Here is a 17,981-nt window from a genome sequence, read left to right as displayed (position 1 = left end):
TTGGGCGGCGCAATCGATCGGGCATTCCGTTGCGCGATTTTTTCAGGCCGCCGCATCCGTTTTAATTCTCACAGCGTCCTTTCATTATTGCGCGCGCCTTCTCCGATGCCGCGGGCGCATTGATGCCAGCCCCCTTCATCCCGTTTGACAGCATGGCGACACATCGCAGCGCCACCCTTGCCGCTCGGCGCGCCTGCGTCGCCTCACTGAATCGCACCGGAACCTGAACGTCCTATGCAACGCATCCTCAACGTGCTGACTCATCCGCGTACGCTCTCGATTGTCGGGATCGTCGCGCTAGCGGCGATTCTCTTCATCGTCGCCGACATGCTGCAGCTGCCGCTCCTGTGGGCGGCGGTCGCCTTCGCGGCGATCCTCGTGCTGTGGCTCGGCGTCGCGTTGTGGCGCCGCTGGCGCGTGAAGCGCGCGAACCAGCAATTGGGCCAGGTGCTGGAGGAGCAGGCGGAAACCGGCAAGATCGCCGCACCGGCCGCGGCCGCGCTCGCGCCCGACTCGAAGACCGCCGACCTCGACGTGCTGCGCACGCGCCTGTCCGACGCGGTGAAGACGATCAAGACGTCGAAGATCGGCCAGGTGTCGGGCGGCTCCGCCCTGTACGAACTGCCGTGGTACATCGTGATCGGCAACCCGGCCGCGGGCAAGAGCAGCGCCGTGCTGAACTCCGGCCTGCAGTTTCCGTTCGCGGACAAGAACAGCGCCGTGATCCACGGCATCGGCGGCACGCGCAACTGCGACTGGTTCTTCACGACCGAAGGGATCCTGCTAGACACGGCCGGCCGCTACTCGGTGCACGAGGAAGACCGCAGCGAATGGCTCGGCTTCCTCGGCCTGCTCAAGCGCTACCGTCCGAAGGCGCCGATCAACGGCATCATCGTCACCGCGAGCATCGCCGAGCTCACCGGCAACCGCCCCGAATTTGCGATCAACCTCGCGAAAAACCTCCGTCAGCGCGTTCAGGAGCTGACGGAAAAGCTCGAGGTGTTCGCGCCGGTCTACGTGATGTTCACGAAGGCCGACCTGATCACCGGCTTCACCGAATTCTTCAGCAGCAGCGACAAGCACGAGTACGACCGCGTGTGGGGCGCCACCCTGCCCTACGAGCCGGACGAGAAGCGTGACGTCGTCGCGCTGTTCGACGAGCGCTTCGAGGAACTGTACGAAGGGCTGAAGGAAATCAGCGTCGCGCAGCTGTCGCTGTCGCGCGGCAACCAGCTGTCGCCGGGCCAGTTGAGCTTCCCGCTCGAATTCTCGACGATCAAGCCGTCGCTGCGCGCGTTCCTCGCGACGCTGTTCGAGAACAACCCGTTCCAGTACAAGCCGATCTTCCGCGGCTTCTACTTCACCAGCGCGCTGCAGGAAGGCGAAACCAACAGCACCGCCGCGCAGCGCATCGCGCACCGCTTCGGCCTCGACGCGAGCGCGCTGCCGAAGCCGCACAGCGCGTTCTCGAAGAACGGCTTCTTCCTGCGCGACCTGTTCTCCAAGGTGATCTTCGCGGACCGCCAGACCGTGCGCCAGTTCGCGAGCCCGACCAAGACCCGGCTGCGCTACGCGACCTTCTTCGGCTTCGTCGCGGCCCTCGCGCTCGCACTCGGCGGCTGGACCTGGTCGACGATCGGCAACCAGCAGCTCGTCGCGAACGTGCAGGCCGACCTCGACAACGTCACGCGCCTACAGCAGGGCCGCAACGACCTGCAGTCGCGCCTGCAGGCGATGGACATCCTGGAAGACCGGATCGAACAGCTCGAGCAGTTCCGCCGCGACAAGCCGGTGTCGGTATCGCTCGGCCTGTACCAGGGCGACCGTCTCGAGCAACACCTGCTGACCGAGTACTACAACGGCGTGCGCCAGATCCTGCTCGTGCCGGTCTCGCAGAACCTGGCGTCGTTCATGAAGGACGTGAACGCGCACCCCGAACAGCTCGTGCCGATGACGCGCCCGCCCGAATCGGGTGCCGTGCAGGGCGGCGCGCTGCCGGTCTCGACGAACCCGCCGGGCGCCGCACCGCTGGCCGGCGCCGCGCAAGGCGCATCCGCCGCGACCGCCGCCGCGCCGCAACAGCCGGCTGCTCCGCAGGGCGGGCTGTACAGCGACGCGTCGCCGACCAACGTGCAGGACGCGTACAACGCGCTGAAGACCTACCTGATGCTGTCCGACAAGCGTCACGTCGAACAGGCGCACCTGACCGACCAGCTCGCCCGCTTCTGGCGCGGCTGGCTCGAGACGAATCGCGGCAACATGCCGCGCGACGAGATGATCAAGAGCGCCGAGCGCATGATCTCGTTCTATCTGTCGCGCGTGACCGACGACGACTGGCCGATGATCGACGCGAACCTCGCGCTCGTCGACCAGACCCGCGAGAACCTGCGCCGCGTCGTGCGCGGCATGCCGGCCCGCCAGCGCGTCTATGAGGAAATCAAGGCTCGCGCATCGACCCGCTTCGCACCGATGACCATCGCGCGCATCGTCGGCGACGGCAACCAGGGGCTGGTCGCCGGCAGCTACGCGATTCCGGGCACGTTCACGCGTGAAGCATGGTTCGACTACGTGCAGCCGGCGATCCGCGACGCGGCGACCAAGGAGCTGCAGGCGAAGGACTGGGTGCTGAACACGTCGACGCAGGACGACCTGACGCTGGAAGGCAGCCCCGAGCAGATCCAGAAGACGCTCGTCGGGATGTACAAGACCGAGTACGCGCAGCACTGGCAGAAGTTCATGCAGGGCATCGCGGTGCAGGGCTTCAGCAGCTTCGGCCAGGCCGTCGACGGGATGAACCGCCTCGGCGATCCGCAGGATTCGCCGATCCGCAAGATCCTCGAGACCGCGTACGACCAGACGTCGTGGGACAACCCGTCGCTCGCGAACGTGACGATCAAGAAGGCGCAGACGGGTGTCGTGAACTGGGTCAAGCAACTGTTCACGCGCTCGCAGGCCGGCCAGATGGCGGCCGCGAACATCGACATCAACGGCAATCCGGCCGAGGTGCCGATGGGTCCGATCGGCCAGGAGTTCATCGGCCTCGCGCGGATCGTCGCGACGCACGACGGCACGTCGATGCTCAAGGGCTACATGGACTCGCTGTCGAAGGTGCGCACGCGCTTCAACGTGATCAAGAACCAGGGCGACCCCGGCCCCGGCGCGCGCCAGCTGATGCAGCAGACGCTCGACGGCAACGGCTCGGAACTCGCCGATTCGCTGAAGTTCGTCGACGAGCAGATGCTGACCGGCCTCACCGATTCGCAACGCAAGTCGCTGCGTCCGCTGCTGGTGCGCCCGCTGATGCAGGCGTTCTCGGTGGTGATCCAGCCGGCCAGCGCCGAAGTCAACAAGGTGTGGAACGCGCAGGTCTACCAGCCGTTCCAGAGCTCGCTCGCGACGAAGTACCCGTTCGCCGCGAATGCGAAGGTCGAGGCCGGCGCAGGCGAAATCGCGCAGGTGTTCGGTCCGGACGGTGCGATCGCCAAGTTCGTCGGCACGACGCTGGGCCCGCTCGCGGTGCGCCGCGGCGACACGCTCGCGGCCCGCACGTGGGGTGACATGGGCATCGGCCTCACGCCTGACTTCACGAACGGCTTCGCGCGCTGGGTCGCCCCGCTCGCCGGCGGCGCCGCAGGCGGCGCGGCCGCGGCGGCCGAACCGCAGACCGTGTTCCAGATCCTGCCGCAGCCGAGCACAGGCACGACGGAATACACGATCGCGATCGACGGCCAGCAACTGCGCTACCGCAATACGCCGCCGCAGTGGACCAATTTCGTGTGGCCGAACCCGCAGGGTTCGCCGGGCGCGACGCTGTCCGCGACGACCTTCGACGGCCGCACGGTGCAGCTCGTCAACGAGCCGGGCCGCTACGGTCTCGAGAAGCTGATCAACTCCGCGCAGCGCAAGCGCCGTCCGGACGGCACCTTCGACCTCACGTGGGTCCAGGGCAGCGTGAACGTGTCGGTGACGATGCGCATCATCAGCACGTCGCAGCCGACGAGCGGCGGCGGCGACCAGCCGCAGCAGCAAAGCCTGCGCGGCCTGCAGCTGCCGTCGTCGGTCGCCGACGCGAGCGCGGGCGCAGCACAGAACGCGACGCAGGCCGGCACGGGCGCGCCGGCCGCGGCACCGGCCGTCACGGCCGCCACCGCAACGAATGCACAGGGGGCGCAATGACGCAAACCGTTCAGGCGCAGATCGCCTACTTCGGCAAGATTCCGTCGCGCGGCGACTTCGTGAAGAGCCCGCACAATCCGCAGTTGCTGCAGACGCTCGATCGCTGGATCGCGCAGGCGCTCGAACTGCTCGCGGAAGATCCGCGCTGGAAGATCGTCTACGAGGATGCGAAGCCGATGCATTTCGCGTTCCTCGGCTCGCGCAGCAAGCTCGCGATCGCGGGCCACATGGTCGCGAGCCACGACGTGTCGATGCGCCGCTTCCCGTTCCTCGGCGCGACCGCGCTGGAAGTCGACCGGCCGCTCGCGTTCCTCGCGCGCAGCCCGCTCGCGTTCGCGCGGCTGTGGTCGCGCGTCGCCGCGCAGATCCCGCCGCTGCTGGCCAAGGAGGAGCCGCCCGGCGCGCTGCAGGCGCTCGGCGACACCCAGGTGCCGATCGACGTCGGCGGCCCCGGCACGTCGCATGACGGCACCTTCAACGACTTCATCGAACACCAGTCGCTGTACGGCCTGCAGCAGATGCTGCTCGAAAGCGGCCATCCGGTCCGGCTGCGCGGCGCGATGCTCGCGCTCGGCTCGCTCTTGCGGCCCGTGATGCAGAGCGGTTCGTCGCACATCGAGCGCGGCCTCACGCTGCCGCTGCCGGTCGATCCGTTCTATCGCAGCCTCGTCGCCGCGTTCTGGCTCGAACTGATCGCACCGTTCGTCGCGCAGGCCGACTTCGAGCTCGCGATCTTCATCGGCTCGATCGCCGAGCGCGAGCGGTTGATCATCGGCTTCAACGGCGCGTCTTCGAAGACGCTGCTGAGCGTCGTCGACCCGCAGACTTACGCCGCCCACAACATCGACATCGACGATCCCGAGTGGATCGACGCCCATGCGCAAAACGATCACCAGATCAGCAAGCTCGTCAGCTACCTCGACCAACCGCAACTCTCGCTGCGCGTCGCCATCGACGCATTCCGCGAAGCGTTCATCGGAGGCTGACCGGATGCAACGCACGATTCACGTCCGCCGCGCGCGCTTCTCGCCCTTCGTGGCCGCCCTCGTCGCCGCCGGCCTCATCGGCAGCGGCGCGGCCTACGCGCAGAACACGGGCGGCGCGACCGTCACGCCGGTCGGCAACGGCACGGTCGCGACCGCCGCCCTGCCTGCGAACATCAATCCCGCCGCCGCGTCGGCCGCAGCGTCCGGCACGGTGGTGCACGGCACGGCCGGCACGATCGCGCCGCCGCCCGCGAATGCGACGCCCGGCCAGGTAGTGGCCGGCGGCAAGGTGCCCGACGAGGCAACCAAGGCCGCCGTGCTACAGAAGCTGCGCGACACCTACGGCGCGGCGAACGTGGTCGACCAGATCGAGGTCGGCGACGTCGCGACGCCGCCGAACTGGAGCGCGAACGTGCAGAAACTGCTCGGCGCGCAGCTCAAGCAGATCAGCAAGGGCCAGTTGAAGATCAACGGCACGCAGATCGAGGTGAAGGGCGAGGTGCACAACGAGGCGCAGCGCCAGCAGCTCGCGAGCGACATGGCGAACACGCTGAACCCGACGTATACGATCAAGAACGGGCTGCGCGTGTCGGCGTCCGAGCAGGGGCTGCTCGACCAGACGCTCGCGAACCGCACGATCGAATTCGAGACGGGCAGCGCGACGCTCACGCCGCAAGGCAGGCAGATTCTCGATCAGATGGCGGCCGCGTTGTCGAAGTTGCAGAACCGCACGGTCGACATCATCGGCCACACCGACAACTCGGGGAACCGGACGTCGAACATCGCGCTGAGCCAGGCGCGCGCGGATGCGGTGAAGGGGTATCTGATCACGAAGAGCATTCCGCCGCAGCAGATGACGACGACGGGGGTCGGGCCGGATCAGCCTATTGCGCCGAACGATACGGCGGACGGACGGGCGAGGAATCGGCGGATCGAGTTTCGGGTGGGGCAGTAAGCGGCGATCCGGGGGCAGGATTACTGGCAGACTGTCCCGCGGATTGCGCAGGCCCCATTCTGCTCCCGCAGTGTCAACAAGTCGGTCGCCTGACCGACCGACTACTGAATCCAGCCCGCGACTGCCTCACGACTGCTCGTCGGGCCTCACACCCAGCAGCTCGCGGATATGCGACAGCGACCCGTCGTCCTTCACCACACTCTCGAGCCACTTGTGCAGTGGCATGTCGGCCCATTCGGCAGCCTTGTCCGCGAGATACGCGACCGGGCTGTGCGGCTCGGTCTGCCGGAAGTAACGCGCGACGGCGCGCAGCTGGTCGACGGCCTGCGCGCGGTTCTGGATGCCGGCAATCATTTGCGTCATCGGAGGACGCGGAGCGGTCTGCGACTGCACATGGGTCTCCTGGGTAGGGAACGCGTCGCCGAAGCTCGGCTCGATGCGCTCGGGCTGCGTCTGCGATGACGACGGCGCCTGCGGCGCACTGCCCGTATAGCCCTGCTCGCGCGCAAAGCGCTCGGTGAGCCGGTACACGGTCTCGAACGCGTCGCGCGCCTGCCGGAAGCTCGGCGCCGAATCGCCCGCACGTTCGACGAGCCGCTCCTCGAACGCGTCGAGCGAGAACTCGAACGCCTTCAGGTTCGCGAGCAGCGTCGTGTAGAACGCGATCGGCGTCACGCGCCGCGACGCATCGACCTGCTCGACCGACGGTTTGCCGCGCGCGATGTCGTCCGCGTGTTCGGGGTCGCGCTTCACGGCCTGCGCCACATGCTGCGCGACTTCCCAGTCGAGCGTGGTGAACGCGTTCGACGCGCCTTCCGTCACGGGAATGCCGCGCAGCAACTCGGCCGTGCGGCCGGACAGCCACGCGACGTTGCCGAGCCGGTATTCGACGTCGTCGCCTTCGGGCAGCGGATGCACGGTGTCCCAATAGTCGCGGCACAGGCCTTCCAGCAGCGCATAGCCTTCGGTGAGGCCGGTGATGCCGTCCTCCAGCGCGAGCGCCTCGGTCAGCCACACGGCGAGCCGCAGGTCCTTGGTGCGCGTGCGCAGCAGCTCGCCCGCGTGATCGACGACGAAGCCCCAGTCGGCCTCCTTGATCTCGGTCACCCACTCGCCCTGGTCGAGCGTCGGATCGTCATAGCGCCGCGCGTCCTGGATCGCGTCGAATTCGTTCGAGAACAGCAGGTCGTCGCCGCTGGGCGACGCATCGCTGATCGGCGTCAGCAGCTCGGGAAGATTGATCGGCATGGTTCGGTCAGTTCATCAATGCGTGTTGCGCGGCCGTGCTCATTCGACGGTGTATGCGAATTCGCCGGCCTCGTCCGCGCGCACCGCGATGCGCGCGATGGCCGCGCCGTCGGCGATCCGGCCGAGCACGTGGCCCGCGATCTCCGGCAGCAGCGTGCCGTTCAGGATATGGTCGACGTTGCGAGCGCCCGAGTCGACCTCGGTGCAGCGCGCGAGCACCGCATCGACGAGCGATTCGTCCCACTCGAACGCGGCCTTGTGGTTCGCGTCGATGCGGCGGCGGATCCGTTCGAGCTTCAGCTCGATGATCTCGGCCAGCACGTCGTCGGAAATCGGGTAGTACGGCACGACCTTCATCCGGCCGAGGAACGCGGGCTTGAACGTCTTGTACAGCTGCGGACGCAGCGCCTCGGCGAGCGCGTCCGGATCGGGCAGCTCCTCGGCCGGCTTGTTCAGGCACGCCTGCATCACCGCGGTCGACCCGACGTTCGACGTCAGGATGATCAACGTGTTGCGGAAGTCGATCTCGCGCCCTTCGGCGTCGTCCATCGTGCCCTTGTCGAACACCTGGAAGAACATCTCGAGCACGTCCGGGTGCGCCTTCTCGACCTCGTCGAGCAGCACGACGGAATACGGGTTGCGGCGCACGGCCTCGGTCAGCACGCCACCCTCGCCGTAGCCGACGTAGCCCGGCGGCGAACCCTTCAGGCCCGACACGCTGTGCGCTTCCTGGTACTCGCTCATGTTGATCGTGACCATCTTGCGCTCGCCGCCGTACAGGATGTCGGCCAGCGCGAGCGCCGTCTCGGTCTTGCCGACGCCCGACGGCCCGACGAACATGAACACGCCGCGCGGCTTGTTCGGATCCTCGAGGTTCGCGGTCGCCGTGCGCACGCGCTGCGCGATCGCGTCGAGCGCATGGTCCTGGCCGATCACGCGCGCGCTCAACAGCGGCTGCAGGTTCAGCACGGTGTCGATCTCGTCCTTCACCATCCGGCCGAGCGGAATGCCGGTCCACGCGGCGACGATCTCGGCGACGACGTGGCCGTCCACCTGCAACGGCACCATCGGCTCGCCGCCCTGCAGCGCGCGCAGCGCCGCGACGCGCTCCGCCAGCTTCTCGCGGGTGGCCGGCACGTCGACCGGCTCGCCGTCCTCCGACGGGCCGCGCGCCTTGTCGAGCGTGTCGCGCAGTTCGGTGATCTCGGCGACGATCACGCGCTCGGCTTCATAGCGCGCCTCGTCCTCGGTCAATTGCGCGAGCGCCGTGTCGCGCGCGCCGCGCAGCTCGCCGAGCCGCTCGTCGTGCGACGCGCCGCCCGCGGATTCGCGCTCCAGCGACGCGATTTCCGCGTCGATGCGCTCGATGCGCTTCTTCGTATCGTCGATCGCCGCCGGCGTCGCGCTGTGCGCGAGCGCGACCTTCGCGCACGCGGTGTCGAGCACGCTGATCGCCTTGTCCGGCAGCTGGCGGCCGCTGATGTAGCGATGCGACAGGCGCACGGCCTCGGTGATCGCGTCGTCGAGGATCCGCACGTTGAAGTGCTTCTCCATCAGCCCGGACATCCCGCGCAGCATCGCGGCCGCGAGCGGCTCGCTCGGCTCCTCGACCTTCACGACCTGGAAACGCCGCGCAAGCGCCGCATCCTTCTCGAAGTACTTCTTGTATTCGCTCCACGTCGTCGCGGCGATCGTGCGCAGCTCGCCGCGCGCGAGCGCCGGCTTCAGCAGGTTCGCCGCGTCGTTCTGGCCGGCCTGGCCGCCCGCGCCGATGATCGTGTGTGCCTCGTCGATGAACAGGATGATCGGGTGCGCGCTCTTCTTCACCTCGTCGATCACGCTCTTCAGACGGTTCTCGAACTCGCCCTTCACGCTCGCGCCGGCCTGCAGCAGGCCCATGTCGAGCACGTGCAGCGCGACGCCGCGCAGCGGCGGCGGCACGTCGTCGGCCGCGATCCGCAACGCGAGCCCCTCGACGACCGCCGTTTTGCCGACGCCGGCCTCGCCGGTCATGATCGGATTGTTCTGGCGGCGGCGCATCAGGATGTCGATCGCCTGGCGGATCTCCGCTTCGCGGCCGATTACCGGGTCGATCTTGCCGTCGCGCGCACGCTGCGTGAGGTTGGTCGTGTAGGTGTCGAGCGCGGGCGTCTTCGACGGGCCGGCCGCGGGCGCGGCGCCGTCGGCGGCCGACGCGACGTCACCCTCTTCCGTATCCGGCTGGCGCGGCTCGGCCTCGCTCGAGCCGCCCATGATCTCGTCGAACTTGTGCTTCAGGTCCGTCACGTTCATTTCCGCGAACTGCGACGACATGCGCTGCGCGAACTGCGCGAGATCGGGCGCGGTCAGCAGCGCGAGCAGCAGGTGCCCGGAGCGGATGCGGCCGAGCTGCGAATCGAGCGACGCGATCAGCCACGCCTGCTCGAACAACGCGATCAGATGCACGGAGAACACCGGCGTGCGCGTGTTGCCCGTCTTCAGCCGCGTGAGTTCGCGCTCGAGATCGGCACGCAGCGCATGCGGATCGACGCGGCTCGCGCGCAGCGCGAGCGGCAGGTCGCCCGTCGCTTCGTCGAGCAGCGCGAGGAACAGGTGCTCCAGATCGACCTCGTAATGGCCGCGCGCCAGGCACGCGCTCGCCGCACGCTCGGTCGCGTGCCGGCACAGCGGATTCAGTTTCGTGATCAGGGTCTTCAGAGGCGTGCTCATGGCGTCGATCTCAGGTTCGATTGGTGTTTATTGTCGTTTGGAATCAGTGAATCACATGCAGTTCGTAGCGGGCGTCCGAGCGGTCGTCGAGCGCGTCGCGCGTGCAGAGGAACGCGTCCCAGCCGAGCCGCGAGCCCGCGCCGAGCACGCTCGCGCCAACCTCGGTGCGCTTCAGCACGAGCTTCACCTCGTATTCGAGCGTGACGCCGGCGAGCAGCGTCAGCATCCGTTCGAGCGCGACGGCGTGCGCGCCGCCGGGCAGGAATGCCTCGTAGTCGCGCTTGGACAGCGGGCCGACGACGATCCGCGCGCGCATGTCGCGCTGCCACACACGTTCGCCGACGAGCGCCGTCGCGCCGAGCACCGCGTTGACCTCGCCGAGCACGCTCAACTGGTCGGGCGGCACGTCGTACCATTTGCCGACGAACTGGTCGATCTTCACCGGCACGCGGAAGTAGTCGGACAGCGTGCGCTGAAGGTACGCGGCCGACATCGGACGGTGCCGCGCGGCGAGCGCATAGCCGGCGACGGCCTCGTCGAGCACGCCGCCCGCGCCGGCCGCGAGGCTGTCGCGGATCTCGTCGCTCGGCACGCCGGCGATCGCGAGCAGCAGCGGCAGGTAGCGCTCGTCGCGATCGAGTTCGTAATGGAACGGCAGCCGGTATTTCTTCCACGCCGCATAGAACAGCGCGGTCGCGCGGTTCGAGAACACGTCGAAGAACGCGCGTGCCGCGTGGTCGCGCTTCAGATGCTCGCGCGCGACGATCTGCTCGGTGTAGTGCAGCGGCAGCGCGCCCTGAGCGCCGAGCAGCCCGAAGAACGCGGGCGTCAGCTCGACGTGACCCAGTTCGCCGGCCGCGAGCGCGGCGCCGCGTTCCTCATCCGAATCGAGCAGCTTGCCGCCGTCGTGGAACGAGCGGGCGCCTTCGATCTCGCTCGGCGGAAAGCCGAGCGACAGCGTGTTGCGGAATTCGATGTGCTGCGCGACGACGTCGCCGTGCCGCCATGCGCCGGGCGCATCGGACGCCTGCCGCGCGAACAGCCCTTCGAGCACGCGCACCGCCTGGAAGAATTCGAAGCGGTGCGGCTCGTCGAGCAGCGCGTCGACTACGCCAGGATCGATTCGCCGGTTCGGGGCTTGCATCGGATGATCTCCTCGCCGGTGCGCTTCGACACCACGACTAGTTGAACGAAACTGTTGAGGTGGACATACAGCCCGAAGAAGCTGTCGAGCACGCGCACGAACGACGCGAGGCTCGCACCGACGAAGTGCTCCTCGTCGATCGTCAGCCGGATCTCGATGCCGCGCACGAAGGTCGCGAACGGCTTGCCGGGCAGCCACTGCACGGCGCCGCGCTGCTCGACGCCGGCGAGGCCGTCGATCTGGCGCATCGACACGGCGGTGCGCCGCAGGTCGTACAACGTCAGCATTTCCTTGAGCGGCGCGAGCCCGTGTGCGACCAGCGACACGTGGTTCAGCGCGAGGTGCGACACGAGCCGCCAGTGCGCGGCGCGGCCGCGCTCGAAACGCACGCTCTGGGTCGGGCGCCGCAGCAGCGAGATGCCGCTCGTCTGCGCGCCGCCTTCCTGGAACAGGTCGCCGCCTTCGAGGCCGAACGCGAGCATCGACGGCAGGTCGCGGTTCGTGCAGGTGAGGTCGAGGCTCAGCGTGTCGGTCTGCGGCGACGTCGGCTCGAAGTCGATGTCGACGATCGAGATCTCCGTTTCGTATCCGGGGCTTTTCTGCGCGACCCAGTCGTTGCGGCGCGCGAACCAGTAATGACCGATCCGCGCCGATTCGCCGTGATGCAGCGAATAGAACGGCCGGAACTCGATCACCGATTCCTCATGCGCCTGCTGCCGGACGAGCTTCACCGAATCGATCGAGTACACCTCGTACGCGAACGCTCGGCGCGCTTCGGCGATCACCGGATACGACACCGCGCGGTGCGTGATGCGGATCGGCTCGCCGTGCTGGCGGAACAGGTTGACGATCGGCGTGCAGAACAGCCGGAAATGGCTGGCCGTCAGCAGCTCGAGCAGCCGCGCGACGTGCGAATCGCTGCGCACGTCCTGCAGCACCAGATGCAGCGTCGCGCGCTGGCAGCGGCCCGACGCGCGCGCAATCGCCGCGAGGTCGAAATCGACGAAATCGAACTTGTCGGGGAACGCGAAGTATTCGGTGAGCAGGCGATAGGCGGGGTGCGACTTCGCCGGGTAGTCGATCAGCGCGTCGTCCTCGTCGAAGCCGGCGTGCGCGATCGGCAGCTTGCGCAGCGCGGTCCAGCGGCCGTTGCGCTCGGGCTCGACATACGCGCCGAGCACATTGACGAACAGGCAGTCGGTCAGCGCGGCGACGAACGACTGTTCGCCGTGCAGGTGCGCGCGCAGCGTGGGCAGCTTCAGCGCGCCGAGATCGAGCTGCGCGGCGAGCGATTCGAACGTGATCGAGATCACGCCCGTCGCATTGGACGGCAGCACCGTCGCGCTCGGCGCGAGCGCGACCGGCATGTAGCGCGCTTCCGAAATGCGGATCGGCGCGAGCGTCACGTCGTACGCGGTGCGGAACCGGCACTGCACGCCGCGGATCGGACGGCTCTTCAGCTCGGTGCCGCGGTCGATCACGACCGGTTCGGTCTGCTGGCCGGGCGAAGCCGGCGTGAATTGCGCGATCGAGCACGACGGGAACGGCCGCAGGTAGTGCGGATACAGCACTTCCAGCAGCGCTTCGGTGAATTCCGGGTAGTCGTCGTCGAGCTTCTTGTTGATGCGCGCGCCCAGCAGCGCGAACGACTCGATCATCCGCTCGACGTGCGGATCCTCGCAGTGCTCGCCGGACAACGCGAGCCGCGCGGCGATCTTCGGATAGCGTTCGGCGAAATCTCGCGAATAGCGCCGCAAAAACGATAATTCGCGCTCGTAATACGGCAGCAATTCTTCCATCGACGACCCCGAACCTCAATATTTCCTGCCGGACCCTGTTCCTCCACCGGGCGGTCCGGCCCGCTCGGCGGCTTGACTCACAGCATTCTTGCCGCGCGTGTGCGCGTGACCGAATACTGCAGCGTCGACGGCTGCAACATCGCGTCGAAACTCACCGGCTCTTCGGCCGGATGCACGACGAGCAGCGCCTGGATCGCGAAGTAAAGCGCGTTGGTCGACTGCTCGTTCAGCTCGAACGTCACCTGCACCTGCTGCAACCGCGGCTCGTGGCGCGCAATGGCCTGCTGGATCGACTTGCAGATGAACGCGCGGTCGTAATGACTCGCGAGGCTCAGCCCCGCGAAATCGTTCAGCCCGTAGGTCAGCACCGACTTCTGGCATTCCGGCAGCGCGGCCAGTTCGATTTCGGTGTGCGCGATACGGGTGTTGAGGATCGCCTCGACGTCGCGGGCGACCGTGTTCTTGAGCTCGTCCAGCGACAATTGCCGCATCGCTGCCGAGGCCGGCAGGTGCGGTTCGTCGTCGAACAGCTTGTCGAGAAAACTGGGTTCGAATCGTTTCATCAGCCGGCTCGCACAGCGAAAACGGCAACGGGACGCGCGCGCCCCGTTGCCGCAACCGACCTTAGACCGCGTAGGTCTTGTCGTTCTTCGTCAGACTCCAGGCGCCTTGCGTGTTGCCGCCCTGGTTGCCGCCGATCTTCTGCTGGGTTTGCTTCCACTGCACAGCTGCGTACTTCAGCGAGAACGTCTCGAGCGGCAGACCTTCTTCGCGAACGCTCGGGGCGATGCTCGAGATGATCACGTACTTGAGCTTGACTTCCAGATACTGCACGCGCTTGCCTTCACCGTCAGCGCGCGAGAAATGGACCGTCACCTCGTCGAACGTGGTGCCGCCCGAAGCGTGTTGGTACAGCAGCGGGCTCGACGAATCGATTTCCTTCGTGAAAATCATGTCGCCGTGCTCGCAACGCGTCATCGTGTGACCGCCAGCAGTCGATGCGGTTGCCGAACGCGGTTGAACGATCGAGTGATCCCACGATTTCAGCTCGATCCAGCCCTGGTGGTCCTTGTCCGCGGACTCGCCCTTCACCGCGGGACTACCAAACTGCAAGTGCATATGTAACATGGCCCTTCGACTCCCCAAAGAGGTGGTTTTAACGTCCTACCCAGGCGGCCCGCCCGGGCGATCTACTCGCTTATGAATTTGCCGGTTTGGGCAGATCAGCGACAAGTCGCAGAGAAATCGAGAGTTCGTCGAGCTGAAAGTGCGGGCGCAGGAACGCGACCGAACGATACGAGCCCGGCTTGCCCGGAATCTCTGACACTTGTATGGATGCCTCGCGCAGCGGGAATTGCGCCTTCTGTTCCTGCGATGCGTTGTCGTCGAGCAGGACGTACTGCGAAATCCACCGGTTGAGGAAAGTCTCCACGTTCTGCGCCGATGCGAAGCTGCCGATCTTGTCCCGCATCATCGCCTTCAGGTAGTGCGCGACGCGCGATACCGAGAAGATGTACTGAAGCTGGGCGGACAGGACGGCGTTCGCATTCGCGCTGTCGGTGCTGTATTTTTTCGGTTTCTGCACCGATTGCGCGGCGAAGAACGCAGCGTAATCCGAGTTCTTGCAATGGACGAGCGGGATGAAGCCGAGGTCGCTCAGCTCCTTCTCGCGGCGATCGGTGATCGCGATTTCGGTCGGGCACTTCAGCGCGACTTCACCGTCGTCGGTCTTGAACGTGTGGGTCGGCAGATCCTCGACGAGGCCACCGCCCTCGACGCCGCGGATCGCCGCGCACCAGCCGAAGTCGTCGAACGCGGCGGTCAGGCGTGCCGCGAACGCCCACGACGCGTTGCACCACAGGTACTTGTCGTGCTCGGTGCCGTCCACATCCTCGACGAAGTTGAAGTTCTCCGCGGTCTGGCCGTCCTTCGGATTGAACGGCAGGCGGCCGAGGAAGCGCGGCAGCGTGAGGCCAACGTAACGCGAATCCTCGGAATCGCGGAACGACTTCCACTTCGCGTATTCGACCGTGTCGAACACCTTGCCGAGATCGCGCGGCTTGCCGAGGTCGGAGAACGACTCGAGGCCGAGCAACTCCGGCGACGCCGACGCGATGAACGGCGCATGCGCAGCGGCCGCAACGTGCGACATCTGCTCGATGAAGTACATGTCTTCCGGCTGGCGCGAGATCTCGTAGTCACCGATCAGCGCACCGAACGGCGAGCCGCCGAACGTGCCGAACTCTTCTTCGTAGACCTTCTTGAACAGCGCGCTCTGGTCGAACTCGCTCGCGCCCTTGAAGTCGCGCACGAGGTCGCGCTTCGGTGCGTGCAGCGCCTTGATCTTGATCGTCTGGCCCGTGTTGCTTTCCTTGACCAGGTAGTCCATCCCGCGCCACGTGCTTTCGAGGCGCTGGAATTCCGGCGCGTGCATCACCGCGGAGAGCTGCGTGGAGATCAGGCGGTCGAGCTCCGCGACGCGCGCGTCGATCGTCGCCGACAGGTTGTCCGACACGATCACCGTGCCGTCGAGCACCTGGTGCACGAGCTCGCCGATCAGGTCCTTCGCACGCGCATGCTCGGAATCGGATTTCGCGACCTTGCTCTTCTCGACGATGTCGTCGAGCAACGAAGTCCCGGCGGCGTATTCCGCGCCGCTCGCTTGGGCCGCAGCCGTTTGCTGGTTCATCTCAATACTCCGTCGTCATTCGCCGTCTTTGTCGCCGCCCGTGCCCTTCGCGAGCTCCTGCAGCTGCTGCGTGTTCTTCAGCACTTCCGACAGCAGATCCTCGAGCTTGTCGTTGCCGGCGAGCTTGTTGCGCAGATCGGCGAGCTTCGAGCGCGCCTCGAGCAGGCGGCGCAGCGGCTCGACCTGTTCGACGACGTCGTCCGGGCTGAAATCCGACAGCGAACGGAACTTCAGGTCGACCGCGAACTTGCCGCCTTCCGGGCTCAGGCGGTTTTCCACCTGAAACGCGGCGCGCGGCTCGATCGCCTTCATCACGTCGTCGAAGTTGTCGCGGTCGATATTGACGAACTTGCGGTCGCGCAGCTTCGGCTGCTCGATTTCCGACTGGCCCGCCAGATCGCCGACGACCCCGACGACGAACGGCAGTTCCTTCACCTCGATCGCGTCGCCCTTCTCGACCTCGTAGGTCAATTGGACGCGCGGCGGCCGAATTTTCTGCAAGCTTTTCTGAATGCTTTCTTTCTTGGCCATCTCGACGGCTCCCAGGTTAGTTGTGGTTATCGCGTCAGTTGCGGTCAGTTGCGCAGCGCGCTGAATGGATCGGCTCCGCCCTTCTGCCCCGCGGCGGCCTGCGGCGCGGCAGGCGGCGTCGGCGCGGTCGTTGCCGCTTCAGCGGCCGGTGCCGCACCGGCCTTCGGACGATGAACGATACGGCGCGGCGTACGCGCCTTCGTGACCCGTTGTTCCGGCGGGAACAGCGCCGATTCGCCGAGCGTGTCGCGCAGCTGCTTCGCGAGCGCCTGCGCGTCCGACTTCGCGTCGCCCGCGAGCGACGAGTCCTGGCGCAACTCGCCGAGCGACTGCGTCGCGATCCGCAGGCCCGCGACGGCCAGCACGCTCTTGGCCTGGCGGTCGGTCGCGTCACGCTGCAGCGCTTCCTGCGCGGCGACGATCGCCTGGCCATAGTGGTTCTGGGCAAACTGGATCTGCGCGATGCGCGACCACGGCTCCTCGCGCGTCGGATCCGACTTCGCGAGTTGCTGGTACAGGCCGAGAGCCTTGTCCTGGTCACCCGACTTCGCAACGGCGTCTGCATCGGCCAGCGACTTGTTGAACACCTCGGCAGTCGGCGGCGCCGGCGGCTGGCTCGCGCAACCGGCGATCACGCCGCAAGCCAGCACTACCCCAGAAAGTTTTGCGAAGAGACGGTCTTTCATCTTATATCCACCGGCGCGTGAGTATTAAAATCGTTGAGAATCTGGTTCTTTTGCTTTGCAAGAAGCGCGCGGGTATAGTACCGATCAATTTTTCATAATTCAATCGCTGCGTGCAGAGTAATTCCTTTTAAAACCGAGCGCTACCCCTCGAAACGCCTCTGGCAACGGCCCCGCGGCGGCTTTCCCATCGACCGGAATGCGCAAGTTTTACTTGCCCGGCAACGCATCGCCAGGGCGACGGAAAAATTTTCCGGGGACGCGATGCGTCGCACGTTTGCTTAATAGTTGAACACCAGATAAGCCGGACATACGCGGAGAACGCGCAAGGCCCGGTAGTTTTGACAGGGGAGTTAAAGGCGGCACGCCGGAAATACGATGAGATCGTCCATGATTCGCTATGCGCTGCCGCTGATCGCCTGCGCGCTCCTGGCCGGATGCGCGGCCGCCCCGCTGCTCGGCTCCGCCGCGAGCGCCGTGCTGCAGGCTGCCGGCGTCGGCAAGCCCGACCTGCCGGATGCCCAGAAGCCGCCGCGCAACATCGGGCTCACGCTCGCCGCCGCGTCCAACCTGAATGCCGCGAACGATCGCAAGCCGCTCGCATTAGTGGTGAGACTCTACGCGCTGAAGGATCCGACTTCGTTCCAGCAGGCGCCGTTCGATGCGTTCACCGATCCGACCAAGGAAAAGGCCGCGCTGGGCGCCGATCTGCTGAACGTGCGTGAAATCACGCTGATTCCGGGCCAGCGCTATACCGCGACCGAAAAGGTATCGCGCGAAGCGCAGGCATTCGGCATCGTCGCGCTGTTCCGCGATCCCGCAATCCAGCGATGGAAACTGACGTTCGACCCGGCGAAGTCGGAGAAATCCGGCATAATCATCGGCCTGCATAATTGCGCGATGACGGTCACCGATGGTTCCGTGATCGCACCGCAACAAGGCGCGCCTTCGCAACCGCTGAATATGCTTTCGTCGGTCAGCTGCGGTTAAAGACATGACGCGCGAATGTCAATTAACAAGAGTTAACAATTGGCGAGTTAATTCGGGCATGACCAAATCGA

13 protein-coding genes are annotated in these 17,981 nt (G+C 66.4%); 4 read left to right on the top strand and 9 right to left on the bottom strand.

Going from position 1 to position 17,981, the window contains the following annotated elements:
- Positions 1-234 precede the first annotated feature (234 nt).
- The 3 genes from tssM to LMA02_RS01940 are packed head-to-tail and all read left to right on the top strand — an operon-like array spanning position 235 to position 6,117.
- A complete protein-coding gene (gene tssM, locus LMA02_RS01950; RefSeq protein ID WP_228906650.1) occupies positions 235-4,176 on the top strand; it encodes a type VI secretion system membrane subunit TssM in 3,942 nt (1,313 codons plus the stop codon).
- Entirely contained in the window at positions 4,173-5,162 is a 990-nt protein-coding gene (gene tagF, locus LMA02_RS01945; RefSeq protein WP_006755789.1) for a type VI secretion system-associated protein TagF, read from the top strand. Before tssM ends, tagF begins: the two co-directional genes overlap by 4 nt.
- Positions 5,163-5,166: 4 nt before the next feature.
- The gene (locus LMA02_RS01940; protein ID WP_228906648.1) at positions 5,167-6,117 is read left to right on the top strand and encodes an OmpA family protein; all 951 of its coding nucleotides are present in this window, start codon (positions 5,167-5,169) and stop codon (positions 6,115-6,117) included.
- Positions 6,118-6,243: 126 nt separating this feature from the next.
- On the opposite strand, the gene tssA is transcribed toward LMA02_RS01940, so the two are convergent.
- The 9 genes from tssA to LMA02_RS01895 form a co-directional block, all read right to left on the bottom strand.
- Positions 6,244-7,365: a type VI secretion system protein TssA gene (gene tssA, locus LMA02_RS01935; RefSeq protein ID WP_228906646.1), complete on the bottom strand. Its 1,122-nt coding sequence runs from the start codon at positions 7,363-7,365 to the stop codon at positions 6,244-6,246.
- A gap of 39 nt (positions 7,366-7,404) precedes the next feature.
- Entirely contained in the window at positions 7,405-10,074 is a 2,670-nt protein-coding gene (gene tssH, locus LMA02_RS01930) for a type VI secretion system ATPase TssH (protein ID WP_228906644.1), read from the bottom strand.
- A gap of 43 nt (positions 10,075-10,117) precedes the next feature.
- On the bottom strand, positions 10,118-11,218 hold the full coding sequence (gene tssG / locus LMA02_RS01925; RefSeq protein WP_228906642.1) for a type VI secretion system baseplate subunit TssG: 1,101 nt from the start codon (positions 11,216-11,218) through the stop codon (positions 10,118-10,120).
- A complete protein-coding gene (gene tssF, locus LMA02_RS01920; protein WP_166722046.1) occupies positions 11,182-13,017 on the bottom strand; it encodes a type VI secretion system baseplate subunit TssF in 1,836 nt (611 codons plus the stop codon). Before tssF ends, tssG begins: the two co-directional genes overlap by 37 nt.
- 77 nt (positions 13,018-13,094) lie before the next feature.
- Complete coding sequence (tssE, locus tag LMA02_RS01915) at positions 13,095-13,580, bottom strand: type VI secretion system baseplate subunit TssE (protein WP_059465243.1); 486 nt, start codon at positions 13,578-13,580, stop codon at positions 13,095-13,097.
- A 61-nt stretch (positions 13,581-13,641) separates the two neighbouring features.
- Entirely contained in the window at positions 13,642-14,145 is a 504-nt protein-coding gene (locus LMA02_RS01910) for an Hcp family type VI secretion system effector (RefSeq protein ID WP_006477093.1), read from the bottom strand.
- A gap of 70 nt (positions 14,146-14,215) precedes the next feature.
- Entirely contained in the window at positions 14,216-15,706 is a 1,491-nt protein-coding gene (gene tssC / locus LMA02_RS01905; protein WP_006757139.1) for a type VI secretion system contractile sheath large subunit, read from the bottom strand.
- A 15-nt stretch (positions 15,707-15,721) separates the two neighbouring features.
- Positions 15,722-16,237 (bottom strand): type VI secretion system contractile sheath small subunit, encoded by a 516-nt coding sequence (gene tssB, locus LMA02_RS01900; RefSeq protein ID WP_069619456.1) that lies wholly within the window; start codon positions 16,235-16,237, stop codon positions 15,722-15,724.
- 44 nt (positions 16,238-16,281) lie between these two features.
- Positions 16,282-16,923 (bottom strand): tetratricopeptide repeat protein, encoded by a 642-nt coding sequence (locus LMA02_RS01895; protein WP_228906640.1) that lies wholly within the window; start codon positions 16,921-16,923, stop codon positions 16,282-16,284.
- Positions 16,924-17,298: 375 nt separating this feature from the next.
- On the opposite strand from LMA02_RS01895, the gene tssJ reads away from it, so the two are divergent.
- The gene (gene tssJ / locus LMA02_RS01890) at positions 17,299-17,910 is read left to right on the top strand and encodes a type VI secretion system lipoprotein TssJ (protein WP_166722048.1); all 612 of its coding nucleotides are present in this window, start codon (positions 17,299-17,301) and stop codon (positions 17,908-17,910) included.
- The last annotated feature ends 71 nt before the right edge of the window (positions 17,911-17,981 follow it).

Source organism: Burkholderia sp. B21-005, assembly GCF_020843965.1.
Taxonomy (GTDB): Bacteria; Pseudomonadota; Gammaproteobacteria; order Burkholderiales; family Burkholderiaceae; genus Burkholderia; species Burkholderia ambifaria.
This window is presented reverse-complemented; position numbering and strand designations above follow the sequence as displayed.